Origin of the sequence: Cohaesibacter gelatinilyticus (genome assembly GCF_900215605.1) — a bacterium.
In the GTDB taxonomy this organism is placed as follows: Bacteria; Pseudomonadota; Alphaproteobacteria; order Rhizobiales; family Cohaesibacteraceae; genus Cohaesibacter; species Cohaesibacter gelatinilyticus.
Map to the genome: position 1 here is coordinate 2,127,421 of NZ_OBEL01000001.1, position 13,881 is coordinate 2,141,301.

9 protein-coding genes are annotated in these 13,881 nt (G+C 50.2%); 3 read left to right on the forward strand and 6 right to left on the reverse strand.

The features are described from left to right. The first annotated feature begins 156 nt into the window (after positions 1–156). Positions 157–3,777 carry a hydantoinase B/oxoprolinase family protein gene (locus CRO57_RS09665; RefSeq protein ID WP_097153318.1) on the forward strand — a complete coding sequence of 1,207 codons (3,621 nt, stop codon included), beginning with the start codon at positions 157–159 and terminating at the stop codon, positions 3,775–3,777. A gap of 170 nt (positions 3,778–3,947) precedes the next feature. After that, a complete protein-coding gene (locus CRO57_RS09670) occupies positions 3,948–4,277 on the forward strand; it encodes a cupin domain-containing protein (protein ID WP_097153041.1) in 330 nt (109 codons plus the stop codon). A 12-nt stretch (positions 4,278–4,289) separates the two neighbouring features. Here the strand turns inward: CRO57_RS09670 and CRO57_RS09675 are convergent, their stop codons facing one another. Beyond that, positions 4,290–4,601 (reverse strand): NIPSNAP family protein, encoded by a 312-nt coding sequence (locus CRO57_RS09675; protein WP_097153319.1) that lies wholly within the window; start codon positions 4,599–4,601, stop codon positions 4,290–4,292. A 23-nt stretch (positions 4,602–4,624) separates the two neighbouring features. After that, a complete protein-coding gene (locus CRO57_RS09680; protein WP_170956009.1) occupies positions 4,625–5,293 on the reverse strand; it encodes an extensin-like domain-containing protein in 669 nt (222 codons plus the stop codon). A 134-nt stretch (positions 5,294–5,427) separates the two neighbouring features. Here CRO57_RS09680 and CRO57_RS09685 point away from each other — a divergent pair, with 134 nt between their 5' ends. Then, positions 5,428–6,750 (forward strand): amidase, encoded by a 1,323-nt coding sequence (locus CRO57_RS09685; RefSeq protein WP_097153043.1) that lies wholly within the window; start codon positions 5,428–5,430, stop codon positions 6,748–6,750. 10 nt (positions 6,751–6,760) lie between these two features. Here CRO57_RS09685 and CRO57_RS09690 read toward each other — a convergent pair whose 3' ends face one another. From CRO57_RS09690 to CRO57_RS09705, 4 genes are all read right to left on the reverse strand, one after another. Further along, a complete protein-coding gene (locus CRO57_RS09690) occupies positions 6,761–7,528 on the reverse strand; it encodes a DNA alkylation repair protein (RefSeq protein WP_097153044.1) in 768 nt (255 codons plus the stop codon). Between the two features lie 429 nt (positions 7,529–7,957). Then, the gene (gene metH, locus CRO57_RS09695; protein ID WP_097153045.1) at positions 7,958–11,662 is read right to left on the reverse strand and encodes a methionine synthase; all 3,705 of its coding nucleotides are present in this window, start codon (positions 11,660–11,662) and stop codon (positions 7,958–7,960) included. 123 nt (positions 11,663–11,785) lie between these two features. Further along, on the reverse strand, positions 11,786–12,685 hold the full coding sequence (gene metF / locus CRO57_RS09700; protein WP_425291278.1) for a methylenetetrahydrofolate reductase [NAD(P)H]: 900 nt from the start codon (positions 12,683–12,685) through the stop codon (positions 11,786–11,788). Between the two features lie 108 nt (positions 12,686–12,793). After that, positions 12,794–13,756 carry an ArsR/SmtB family transcription factor gene (locus tag CRO57_RS09705; RefSeq protein WP_097153047.1) on the reverse strand — a complete coding sequence of 321 codons (963 nt, stop codon included), beginning with the start codon at positions 13,754–13,756 and terminating at the stop codon, positions 12,794–12,796. Positions 13,757–13,881 lie beyond the last annotated feature (125 nt).

The window sequence follows — 13,881 nt, forward strand, 5'->3', positions numbered from 1 at the left end:
TTGGCGATGAAATCCGTTTTCGCACGCGTAATCCACTGCATCAAGAAATAATTCAATGACATTTTATCGACATTTTATTGACGAAAATCCATTTATGTGTTTTCCTTGCGTCAAATCACCCCTATTTTGCATAAATTCCGTGAGGATGAACAAACCATGAGCAATGAGGCAAACAATCAGACCAGTGGCAAATGGGATTTCTGGATCGATCGTGGCGGTACTTTCACCGACATTGTAGCCCGCGCACCCGATGGGTCCGTCCATCCTCACAAAGTGCTCTCGGAAAATCCGGAAAGCTATAAGGACGCCGCCATTCAGGGCATTCGTGATCTGATGGGAATCGATAAAAAAGCACGCATCCCGGCAGAAAATATCGCGACAGTCAAAATGGGCACCACCGTAGCAACCAACGCACTGTTGGAGCGCAAAGGTGATCGCACATTATTTGTCACCACGAAAGGCTTCCGGGATGCCTTACGCATCGGCTATCAGGCGCGTCCGGAAATTTTCGCCAAGGAAATCATTCTCCCTGAATTGCTCTATGAAGAAGTGATAGAGGCAAATGAACGCTTCAAAGCCGATGGTTCTGTAGAAATACCATTAGATGCCGAAAGTCTACGTCCACAACTGCAAGCCGCCTTTGACAAAGGCATCCATTCAGTCGCCATCGCCTTCATGCATGCCTATCGTTACATCGACCATGAGAAGACGGTCGCAAATATGTGTTCCGAAATCGGCTTCACACAAATTTCGATCTCGCACGAGGTGTCTCCACTCATCAAATTGGTCGGGCGCGGTGATACAACAGTGGTCGACGCTTACCTTTCCCCAATTCTGCGACGGTACGTGGAACAGGTATCTTCCGAGCTTGGCGCAGAAGGTACCGACTGCAAACTGATGTTCATGCAGTCTTCTGGAGGCCTGACCGCAGCCAATCTATTTCAGGGCAAGGATGCAATCCTATCCGGTCCGGCTGGTGGCGTCGTCGGTGCCGTAGAAACCACAGAAATGGCTGGCTATTCCAAAATGATAGGCTTTGATATGGGTGGCACCTCCACGGATGTTTCCCATTATGACGGAGAGTATGAACGCGCTTTTGAGACAGAGGTTGCTGGCGTTCGCATGCGTGCTCCGATGATGCGTATTCACACAGTTGCAGCTGGCGGTGGCTCCGTTCTGCATTATGATGGCTCTCGCTTCCGGGTTGGTCCGGATAGCGCTGGCGCCAACCCCGGTCCTCGCGGCTATCGTCGTGGCGGCCCGTTGGCAGTCACGGATGCCAACATCATGGTAGGCAAACTCAAACCGGATTATTTCCCCCATGTTTTCGGCCCCAACCAGGATCAGCCACTGGATTATCAGGCGGTCCGTGCTGCCTTTCAAAACATGGCAGATCAAATCGGCGATGGCCGTAGTCCTGAAGAAGTGGCTGATGGTTTTCTCGCCATTGCAGTCGAGAACATGGCCAACGCCATCAAGAAAATTTCCGTTCAGCGCGGCTATGACGTTACCGATTATGCTCTGACCTGTTTTGGTGGCGCCGGCGGCCAGCATGCCTGCCTCGTAGCCGACAGTCTTGGCATGTCGACTGTCGTAGTGCATCCTTTCTCGGGTATTCTCTCCGCTTACGGCATGGGGTTGGCCGATATCTCAGCCAACCGCCAGAAAGCCATCATCAAACCACTCTCCAATGAACTCCTGAATGATGTTGCGACCGAGCGTGATGACATCAAAGCCCAAAACCTCTCGGATCTGGTCAAACAAGGCATTTCTGAAAAGGAAGCCAAGCACTTCCCTCGCCTGCATCTGCGGTATGATGGCACCGACACCGCACTACCAGTCAATTTCACGGATCTGGCGGATATGACCGCCCAGTTTGAAGACGCCCACAAAAAACAATTCGGTTTTGTTTTTGAAGGCAAGCAGATCGTTGTGGAAGCCATTGAAGTGGAAAGCGTCGGCGGCGGTTCTGATCTGGTCGAACCAGATCTGGCTCTATCATCCGATGATGCGATTGCGACGGAATCCAGCTCTTTCTTCTCCGGAGGCAAAGCGCACGCAATCAATATCTATAAACGTGGCAACCTGATGCCTGGCCAGAAAGTCACCGGCCCCGCTTTGATTATGGAACCCCATCAAACCATCGTGATTGAGCCGGAATGGCAAGCAGAGATAACTTCAAAAGATCACATCATCATCAAACGTCTGGTCGCGGCAAAACGATCTGAGGCAATTGGCACTGACGCCGATCCTGTGATGCTGGAAATCTTCAACAATCTTTTCATGTCCATTGCCGAACAGATGGGCGTCACCCTGCAAAACACCGCCTATTCCGTGAATATCAAGGAACGTCTGGATTTCTCCTGTGCTGTCTTTGATGGCAAGGGTCGCCTGATCGCCAATGCCCCGCATATGCCGGTACATCTGGGCTCCATGGACCGCTCTGTCGAGAGCATCATCAACAACAACAAGAACAATGTGAAACCAGGCGATGTCTTTGCCATCAATGCTCCCTATAATGGTGGCACGCATCTGCCAGACATCACCGTCATCACCCCGGTCTTTGATGATGACAACAAGAATGTCATTTTCTGGGTAGCTTCTCGCGGTCATCATGCTGATGTCGGCGGCACAGCACCGGGTTCCATGACCCCGCGTGCCACCAACATCAATGATGAAGGCGTATTGATCGACAACCTCAAACTGGTAGCAGAAGGCATCTTCCAAGAGGAAGAATTGACCCGCGTTCTGACCAATCATGCATTCCCGGTGCGCAACATCACTCAGAATATCGCTGATCTCAAGGCTCAGATCGCCGCCAATACCAAAGGTGTGCAGGAATTGGCCAAGATGGTCGATCACTTCACAATGCCGGTTGTTGTCGCTTACATGCAGCATGTTCAGGACAATGCCGCAGAAAGCGTACGCCGCGTACTGGATGTATTGGAAGATAGCAAATTCACCTATGAAATCGATCATGGTGGTATCATCAAGGTCAAGATCAGTGTCGACAAAGAAGCTCGTCAGGCGACCGTCGATTTCACCGGTACCTCTGGTATTTTGCCAAACAACTTCAATGCACCAGAACCAGTAACCCGTGCAGCGGTTCTCTATTGCTTCCGTGTGATGGTGGATAGCGATATTCCGATGAATGCTGGCTGTCTTGATCCGATCACCATCATCCTGCCAGATGATTGCATGCTTAAACCCACCTATCCTGCTGCTGTTGTGGCAGGCAATGTCGAGACCTCACAACACGTCACCAACGCTTTGTTTGGGGCACTGGGAGCCATGGCAGCCTCTCAAGGCACCATGAACAATCTCACCTTTGGCAATGACCAGTACCAATATTATGAGACCCTTTGCTCTGGTTCCCCCGCCGGTCCGGGTTTCAATGGCACATCTGGCGTTCATGTTCATATGACCAATTCTCGCCTGACAGATCCGGAAATTCTGGAATTCCGTTTTCCTGTCCTGTTGGAGGACTTCCATATCCGCAAAGGCTCTGGTGGCAAAGGCAAATGGTCTGCAGGCGATGGTACCAAACGCACTATCCGGTTCCTGGAAGATATGGAATGCGCCATTCTTGCTTCACACCGGAAAATTCCACCACATGGTCTGGCAGGTGGTGAAGCAGGTCAATGCGGAGCAACCGAAGTCCGCCGCCTTGATGGCAAACTGGAAAAACTGGGCTCTTCAGATCAAACCCACCTGAAGTCCGGTGAAACAGTCATCGTGACCACACCGACTGCTGGTGGTTACGGCACTCCTGAATAATGCCCATCCCGAATTGAAAACAAACAAGAAAGGCATTGGCGTTACCCGCCGATGCCTTTTTTATCTGGTCATCCGTTCAGAAAGCACCAAACCAAGGTTCAGTCTCTTTGTCTGGTAGAGTGTCATCTTTCCCTTAGGCTTTGCTATTTACACGGCAAGAAAGGCGTATCATGTGCAATACCACTCCTCCGGCACCAGATGTTGCTGCAATAGGCACCAAAATGCTGGAAAATAACCGCATCCGCGTAACAGAATGGCGTTTCAAGAAAAAAGGAGATAGCACTGGCTGGCACAAACATGAATATGACTATGTCGTGGTTCCGCTTTTTACCGGAATATTGGAGATCGAAACACCCGACAAAGGCCGCATCAGCTGGCCCGTAGAAAATGGCATTCCCTATACCCGCGAAGCCAATACCGAGCATGACGTCATAAATGGCAATGACTTTGAATGTGCATTCATCGAGGTAGAACTGCTTGAACCCCCTCAAAAGAAATAGGCAATAGCAGTATCAATCCGTGTTGAGAACGGGCCTCAGAAAACTACGGTCATAGCGGCGTATACAGCCCGTCTCGCTCGCATATCGAAAAGCCGCCTGACACTCTGCGTCATCCATACTTTGCTGACGATAAATCTCATAAGCTGCCAGCGAAGGAAAAGAAAAAATCGCCACCGCCAGATCATTGGCACTCTCATGAGGCAGGAAATAACCATGATGCAGCCCGCCAAACTTTCGCACCAAGGGTATCCAGAGCTTGGCATAATGTTCAAACTCCGCAATTTTATCGGGATTAATCTCATATTTGATGTAGCAGGAAATCACGTTTTGCATCCTTTGTAGCAGCATCACTTACACACTCGATAAGTGCCTTTGCGGCCATGCTTGGCGAGATCAAAATGGAAATGATCCTGATGATATTTATCCCCCCCCGGTCCCAAGACCGTGGTAAAATATTTACAGGCTTCCCGATTGATTTTCTTCATGAAACGGGCATCTCGACTCACACCTCGCCAGTCACGTTTTACAGTCAATGTCCGCCCATCTTTCAACGTGAAAGACGAAATATCCATGGCATTCATGAAGGCGTGCTCGGAAAATTTGCCTCTACGGCTACCATTGCGCCGACGACAGGAATAGGAAGCAGCAACGCGCACCTTGACAACTGGTTGCCCCAAATAGCGCATGGCCTGTGGTTGAACCACATCCGCAAAATAGCGCTGAAGCTGGGTTGTCATGGCACAGTTAAGCTTGGCCTCCGGACCCAATTGAACCGGATTATCCCCCCCTAGCGCGGAAACCCGATACGGAGCCTCATTGCCACACTTTCCTTTTTCAAAGAAACGATCCAGCGCCTCACCTGCAGCAAGGCCTTGAAAGAAAACTTGACAGTCACCGCCAGAGAATTTGCTGTCCTCAGGTGCAGATACCGCCTCAGCCTGAAGAATTGATTGATCAACTTCATCAATCTGGTCGAAGACCGAGCAGCCACCGAGGCCTAAAAGAATCAGAGACACAACGATCCCTATTGGACGTGAAATCTGTATGGTTTCTCTCACCTTTGGCCTCTTTAAAACACGAAATTGACTTGCGACGCACCCTTGAAAGGCGCATTCTTTAGGAACATCCTGTTGTAAGGAAGGCAAAGTGCATGACCTCCACAGATAAATCATTGCTTGGCAACACACCTGTAGCTGGCCGAATTGCGCCGCAATCCTTGCTGAAAATTGTCCAAAAAATCGACCAAGGCTCGCTCACAACGAAGAAGGCTCTGGATCTCTGTATTGAAAGAATCTCGGAGTTTGATCATGACATCCATGCCTTTACGCAAGTGACCCCTGACAAGATACTGCAAACACTTGCAGGAAAAGGTCCGTTGAAGGGGGTGGGGCTTGCAATCAAGGATGTCTTTGATACAGCCGATCTGGCAACCGAATATAACTCTCCAATTTACGCAAACCACCAACCTGCAGCGGATGCGGCTCTTGTGGCTTTGGCTCGAAAAGCAGGCTGTACTCCGGTGGGCAAAACCGTCACCACCGAATTTGCTTTCTTCCATCCAGGAGAAACAAGAAACCCATACAATCTCGATCACACGCCCGGCGGTTCCTCTTCCGGCTCAGCAGCAGCGGTCGCCACCGGCATGGTACCATTGGCCTTGGGCACTCAAACAGGTGGCTCAGTCATTCGACCGGCTGCCTTTTGCGGTGTTGCCGGGTTCAAACCATCCAGCGGATTGTTGCCTACAGTCGGCATGAAAACCTTTTCCTGGTCTCTGGATACGGCTGGCTTCTTTGCCAAAGGTGTCGAAGATATCGCTTTTGCAACATCGGTTCTTACCGGTCGGCACATGAAATTGGAAGACAAAACCCCGAACATGCCGGTCATCGGAATTGCCCGCACCCATTGTTGGAGTGAAGCAACCGAGGAATATCAGCAACAATTTGATTCACTGCTCTCCAGTTTGTCAAAATTCGGCTTCAAACTTGTCGATTTGCCAATAACGGACGAGTATATTGCGGCTTTTCATGCCCACCAGAGCATACAAGACTTCGAAGCCAAACAGGCCCTGGCATGGGAATATCAAACTCATCCGGACAAACTCAGCGATCTATTGCGCGAAACTCTGGATTTCGCCCAAACCATCCAACCATCCGATTATGATGATGCCCGCATGATCGCGGAAGTTGGTAGCCAACAGATGGATGAGGTCTTTTGCGAGATTGACGCCCTGATCTCGCTATCAGCACCAGGTTCAGCCCCGAAGGGGTTAACCTCAACCGGCTCTTCCATCTTTAACCGAACCTGGACATTATTCGGTCTGCCATGCGTCAACGTTCCCGGCTTGATGAGCGATAATGGCTTGCCGTTCGGCATTCAAATCATAGGTCCTTATATGCAGGATCATAACTGCCTGATCATTGCCCATTTGATCGAACAATCCATTCAGCGCCATCTGGATATGACTGGCTGACCCATCACCGTCAGCGACCACGAACGACCTTGCGATTGATTTTCAAACGCTGTTTGACAGAAGGATCCAGCTTTTCGGTTGCAGCCTGCCAAGCTGCCGGGGCCAACACGCCCACCACCTCATCCAGAAAGGCCAACATTCGTTGAGGCCAAACATGATAAGCCTCCCGCAGAGCCCAACCCAATCCTTTCTGAACATAATAATCCTCATCCTCCAGCCGTGCTCGGATCAAAGAGAAAACAAGATCTTCATCTGGAAACACATTGCGAAATCGTGAATAGAAAAGCAGCGCCACCAGGGACTGCCGCCTCTCCCATGGATTATCTGATTCATTCCAGCGCTTCAGAATCGGAACAACATGCTCAGGTGCTTCTTCCAGCAATTGAGAATAGATACGAGACAGACAATCTGACTGGTCCCAGCAATTCACGCTCATCACCCAAGGCTCCAACTCCTGCCATAACCAGACCGGATCATACCGCTCACCAGGTTTCTCGACATAGAGAGCCGCCTGAACCTTGGCTTCATGCGTTGTTGCATGGTTCCAGACATAGCCCCAGATTGGCACTTGTTCAGCAAAAGAGAGCTTTGAGAAACTGTATTTCTTCTTCAAACATTGACGTTGTTGAGGAACGGTCAGACCAAGCAACGGCATGGTCACTTTCATGAAGCGGGCCCGCTCTGCAGCTTTATGCGGGTCAACCGATCTAGCCAAATCCGCCAGTCGGGTTTCCACCTCTGCAAGCGCAAATTTCCCTGCCTCCGTCCCCTGCATCATCCTTTTTCTCCCCAAGATGCTCTCAAAAAAGACACACAAAATGTCGCACAAGGAACCAAGAGTTCACAAGGGTTTATGGGGCTATTAGGCCGCAAAACTAAAGATAATGCCGCAGTGCACAATCTTTTTCGCTTCGTCTTTTGACTAATATCTCGTAAGATTTTCGTGAGTGAAAAGCCTAGGAGGAAGCAAAACCATGATTAAATCGATGAATATCGTTGTGGTTGGTGCAGCCTTTGCGTTTGTTGCAGCAGTTATATTTGGTTTAGTTTAGGCAACATCGTCTGCACTTGAATGGATGTTTTATATATTCCATTCCAAAAAGACTTATACTACAAGAACTGCTTACAAGACAAATATGAGAAAACCGGGGTAAAAACTCCGGTTTTTCAATTTCATATCTACATTCAGACCGCATAAATTGAGCAGTCAGCTCCTGGGAATGTAGTTCAGAATTGGAGCAAGCCATTTCTCAGCTGTTGCCAAATCCCACCCCTTGCGCTCAGCATATGATTCAACCTGATCCTTCTCGATTTTACCAACCCCGAAATAATAACTATCAGGATGGCTGAAATAGAGACCGGATACCGCAGAACCCGGTGTCATGGCACAGCTTTCAGTCAGCTTGATTCCTGTGGTTGCCTCTGCATCCAGCAATTCAAACAGAGTACGTTTCTCCGTATGATCAGGCTGAGCAGGATAACCAGGTGCAGGGCGAATCCCTTGATACCCTTCGGAGATAAGATCGGCATTGGAAAGTTTCTCTTCACCAGCATAACCCCAATGGATCTTGCGCACGTCCTCATGCATCTTTTCTGCATAAGCTTCCGCCAGACGATCAGCCAGAGCCTGTAATAAGATCTTGGAATAATCATCCCCCGCTGCATCAAATGCCGACGCCCGTTCTGCTTCCCCAAAACCGGTCGAAACTGCAAAACCACCTACATAGTCCGCGATATCCATGCCCTGTGGCGCAACAAAATCTGCAATCGAGACATTGGCACGCTTGGAACGCCCTGCAATCTGCTGGCGCAAGCCATGGAAGCGAGCCAGCTCATCATCACGTTCTTCATTACGATAGAGCGCGATATCATCCCCATCCCGGTTGGCCGGCCAGAAGCCAATAACACCACGAGCACTGAGCCATTTTTCATCGATAATCTGTTTCAACATGGCTTGGGCATCATTGAAAAGTGCCGTCGCAGCTTCACCATAGACATCATCATCAAGAATCGCCGGATAACGCCCTTTCATTTCCCAGGTGGAGAAGAAAGGTGTCCAGTCGATGTAGGGAACCAGCTCAGCCAGATCCTGCTCTTCAAACACCTTGGTACCAATAAAAGAAGGTTTCACCGGATTGCTGGCATCCCAGTCGAGCTCTAATCCATTCGCCTGAGCATCAACCAGCGCCAAACGCGCCTTTTTGTTTTGTGCCTTGACATGATTGTCACGTACACGAACATAGTCGGCACGAATATCTTCGATATAAGCATCCTTGTCGCGCGAAAGAAGCTTGGTCGCCACACCAACCGCACGGGAGGCATCGGTAACATAGATAGACTGACTGTTTTGATAACCCGGAGCAATCTTCACCGCCGTATGGACTTGCGAGGTAGTGGCTCCACCAATCAACAAGGGCTGATCAAAACCTTCACGCTGCAATTCACTGGCAACATGCACCATTTCATCCAGAGATGGCGTAATCAGACCAGACAGACCGATGATATCGACCTTCTCCTTGCGAGCCGCCTCCAAAATGTCATTGGTTGGTACCATGACGCCGAGATCAACCACTTCATAGCCATTGCATTGCAGAACAACACCCACGATATTCTTGCCGATATCATGCACGTCACCCTTCACAGTGGCCATCAATACCTTACCAGCGCTTTGACGCTCACCTTCCTGTTCTTCATCCATGAAAGGCAGGAGGTAAGCGACAGCCTTCTTCATGACACGCGCGGATTTCACCACCTGTGGCAGGAACATCTTGCCATCACCAAACAGATCACCAACCACATTCATGCCATCCATAAGCGGACCTTCGATCACGTCCAGTGTACGCTCGGAGGCCTGACGCGCTTCCTCGACATCTTCATCAATGTAATCACCGATGCCTTTGACAAGTGCATATTCCAAACGCTTGCCAACCGAAGCTTCACGCCAGGAGAGATCCACAACCTTGGCCTCGCCTTTTTTATGAAGATAGCGCTCAGCAATTTCCAGCAATCGATCTGTGCCATCTTCGCGCCGATTCAGCACCACATCTTCAATGCGCTCGAGCAGCTCCTTGTCAATTTGATCATAGACCATGAGCTGTCCGGCATTGACGATCGACATGTCCAAACCAACCTTGATGGCATGATACAAGAAAGCTGAATGCATGGCTTCGCGAACGAGATTGTTACCACGGAAGGAGAAGGACAGGTTCGACAAACCGCCTGACACATGGGCATGAGGCAAATTCTCACGAATCCATCGTGTTGCCTCAATGAAGTCCATTCCATAATTGTTATGTTCTTCGATGCCCGTCGCAACCGCAAAGACGTTCGGGTCAAAAATGATATCTTCCGGCAGGAAACCGACTTCATCGACCAGAATATCGTAGCTGTTCTTACAGATCTCGATCTTCCGCTCATAGCTATCCGCCTGACCTTTCTCATCAAAAGCCATGACAACAACGGCTGCACCATAACGTTTGATCAGTTTGGCCTGAGCAACAAAAGCCTCTTTGCCTTCCTTCAATGAGATGGAGTTGACCACCGACTTCCCCTGAAGACATTTCAGGCCTGCTTCAATAACGCTCCATTTGGAGCTATCCACCATAATCGGCACACGGGAGATGTCGGGTTCAGCCACCACAAGATTTAGGAATGTGACCATGGCGGCTTCCGAATCCAGCAACCCCTCGTCCATATTCACATCGATGATTTGTGCACCACTCTCCACCTGCTGGCGCGCCACATCCAAAGCGGCCTCATAGTCTCCGTCGGTAATCAGACGACGAAATTTGGCAGAACCGGTGACATTGGTTCGCTCGCCAATATTGACAAAATTGGTCTCTGGCGTCAGCGTGAATGGTTCAAGACCGGACAAACGCATATATTGCGGCACCTCGGGAATGGCCCGTGGCGGATAAGGCTTTACCGCATCTGCAATAGCCCGAATGTGATCAGGCGTGGTACCACAACAGCCACCGACCAGATTGATCAAACCATCCCTGGCAAAACCCTCCAGGAGACCAGCCATATGTTCCGGGCTCTCGTCATATTCACCAAACTCGTTCGGCAGACCGGCATTGGGATAAGTGGAAACATAAGTCTCTGCAACTCGTGAAATACTGTCGACATGCTGGCGCAGCTCGGCAGCACCAAGCGCACAGTTCAAGCCAACAGCAAATGGCTTTGCATGACGCACAGAATTATAGAAAGCCTCCGCAGTCTGGCCCGAGAGAGTACGACCAGACTTATCGGTGATGGTGCCGGAAATCACCACAGGCCAAACCATACCTTTCTCTTCAAACAATTCATCAATCGCGAAGAGAGCTGCTTTGGCATTCAAGGTATCAAAGATGGTTTCAACCGCCAGAGCATCCGCCCCGCCTTCAATCAAGCCACGCGCGGCTTCACGATAAGCATCTTTCAACTCATCGAAACTGACAGCCCGATAGCCTGGATCATTCACATCAGGAGAGATCGACCCTGTCCGGTTGGTTGGACCAAGGGCGCCCAGAACAAAAGCCTTGCGCCCTGGCTCGTTTGCCTCCACCGCCACGACGGCTTCCCTTGCAATCTTGGCACTTTCAAAGTTCAGCTCATAAGCCAGGCTTTCCATCGCATAATCAGCCTGAGCGATGGTGGTTGACGAGAAGGTATTCGTTCCGACAAAATCAGCACCAGCTTCCAGATATTGACGGTGAATGTCACGAATGGCATCAGGTTGAGTGATGGACAGCAAATCATTGTTGCCCTTCAAATCCTGATTCCAGTTCTTGAAGCGCTCCCCACGGAAATCGCCTTCCTCATACCCAAGACGCTGGATCATGGTACCCATGGCCCCATCCAGAATAAGAATACGCTCTTTAGCCAAGATGCTCAGCGCTTCAAATGAAGGGGATTGAGGTAAAACCGACATGAAAATTCTCCAGCTTCAGGACCATCACGGCCCGGATCCAATCAAAGGATCAATCTATCATTCGTATATTTCAGGCAGAGAAATGCTTCTTCGCCTTGTCAAGTTCAGCCACCAACAGAGCAATCAGGCACCATCGGGGCGCAAACCAAGCAGATGGCAGATAGCATAAGACAGGTTCGCGCGGTTCATGGTGTAGAAATGGAAGTCATCGATGCCACGTTCCAGCAAATCTTGAACCTGCTCGGCTGCGATCGCTGCTGCCACCAGACGATGTGTCTCCGGATCATCATCCAGACCTTCGAACCGGTTTGCCAGCCATTGCGGCACACTGGCCCCGGTTCGACTGGCAAAATTAGCCATCTGCTTGAAGTTGTGGATAGGCAGAATGCCAGGAACGATTGGAATAAAAATCCCAGCTCGACGCACCCGTTCCACATAAGCTTCATACAGATCATTATCGAAGAAAAATTGCGTGATCGCCCGCGTCGCACCAGCATCAACCTTCTGACGCAACATCTCGATATCCATCGCAAAATCCGGGCTTTCCGGATGCTTTTCGGGATACGCAGAGACGGTCACTTCAAAATCACCTATCTCGCGAATTCCACTTACCAGATCCGCAGCATTCACATACCCACCCGTATGGGGTTCATAGCGACTACCAACGCCATCAACCGGATCACCACGAAGAGCAACAATGTGATTGACACCGCAATCTGCATAGGAGCGAATGACATCATTCACCTCTTGCTTGGTTGCTCCAACACAAGTCAAATGTGCGGCTGGCTTAACCTTGGTTTCCTCAACCATGCGAGCCACAATATCATGGGTACGCTCGCGGGTGGAACCTCCAGCTCCATAGGTCACAGAGATAAAACTGGGAGACAGTGGAGCGAGGCGCTCAACTGATGCCCATAGATTTTCTTCCATTTTCTCCGATTTCGGCGGAAAGAATTCAAAAGAAATCTTCAACTTGTCCGCATCCTGGCTTCTTCGCCCGCTGCGTTCGGTATTATGGTTCATCATCTCACCACACTTTACTGGACAGGATATGGGCTCCCTTGCTACGGCCATATCCTTTCATCACTTCAATCACCCCAATAGGCTGATATATTCTTTTGTTTTCATCGCCTAACGGCGCTGCGCCAACCACAAGCTCACAGTCAACGGTACGCGTTCTTTGGCCAACTCGCCTTGCTCAGCTTCCAGATCCCGAACCGAGAGCAGATCGAAGCCAGCCTCACCCAGCCAGCCCTCCATGATCTCGTGGGAGAAGCCAAGGCGCCGATGTGCGTGGTCCTTGCGCAAAAACTCATGTTCATGCGGAGCGAAGTCCACGATCAGCAACCGACCTTTTACGGCCATCACATGACCCGTCTCGGAAATCGCTGCCAAAGGATCATCTAAATAGTGCAAAACTTGATGGAGGCTCACCAGATCATAGCGCGTTTCATGGGTCGCCAGATCCAGAATGTCCCCTTGCTGGACATGCAGATGCTGGAATTGAGGCGCATCCAATCTCGCCCGTGCCACCGACAACATCGGCGGGTTGGAATCCAATCCCAAGCCATGTTGGCAATGGCCAGCCAGCAGCGCCAATATGCTCCCGGTTCCTGTTCCCAGATCAAGAAGACTGGAAAAGCCATCCTTACCAATCAGATCCAGTATCTCTGTCTCAACCGCACTTTCAGGAACATGCAGGGCCCGGATTTCATCCCAACGGCCTGCATTGGTCTGGAAGTATTCCTGAGCGGCCTGCGCGTTGGCACTCTTTACGGCTTCCAGCTTTTCACGATCACGAGCCATCTGCACATCATTCTCATCCAACTCGGACAACAGATGAGAAATCAGGCCACGAAGCACGCGATCCTGAGACAGGCGATAATATACCCAGGCCCCTTCTGGCACCCGCTCCACCAGATCTGTTTCGAAAAGCAGTTTCAAATGGCGAGAAATGCGCGGTTGGCTCTGGTTGAGAATAGCGGTCAAATCCTTCACAGAAAGGTCTCCGCGCTGCAAAAGCGCAAGCAAACGCAAGCGCGTCTGCTCCCCGGCAGCTTTCAAGATCCCAACGATTTCATCCAAAGTGGCCATAACACGCTACCAAATAAAAGACATAAAGATATCTTTATACGATTAAATTTCATGTTTCAAGCACTTCTCTCCAAAAGACCCACAATTGTAAAAGACACAAAAAAAGCCCCGCCAGTGACGGAGCT

Bases quoted from the DNA above. Each gene is read 5' to 3' on its own strand.
- CRO57_RS09670 (WP_097153041.1), top strand. From the start codon at position 3,948: ATGTGCAATACCACTCCTCCGGCACCAGATGTTGCTGCAATAGGCACC.
- metH (WP_097153045.1), bottom strand. From the start codon at position 11,662: ATGTCGGTTTTACCTCAATCCCCTTCATTTGAAGCGCTGAGCATCTTG.
- CRO57_RS09685 (WP_097153043.1), top strand. From the start codon at position 5,428: ATGACCTCCACAGATAAATCATTGCTTGGCAACACACCTGTAGCTGGC.
- CRO57_RS09665 (WP_097153318.1), top strand. From the start codon at position 157: ATGAGCAATGAGGCAAACAATCAGACCAGTGGCAAATGGGATTTCTGG.
- CRO57_RS09705 (WP_097153047.1), bottom strand. From the start codon at position 13,756: ATGGCCACTTTGGATGAAATCGTTGGGATCTTGAAAGCTGCCGGGGAG.
- metF (WP_425291278.1), bottom strand. From the start codon at position 12,685: ATGAACCATAATACCGAACGCAGCGGGCGAAGAAGCCAGGATGCGGAC.
- CRO57_RS09690 (WP_097153044.1), bottom strand. From the start codon at position 7,528: ATGATGCAGGGGACGGAGGCAGGGAAATTTGCGCTTGCAGAGGTGGAA.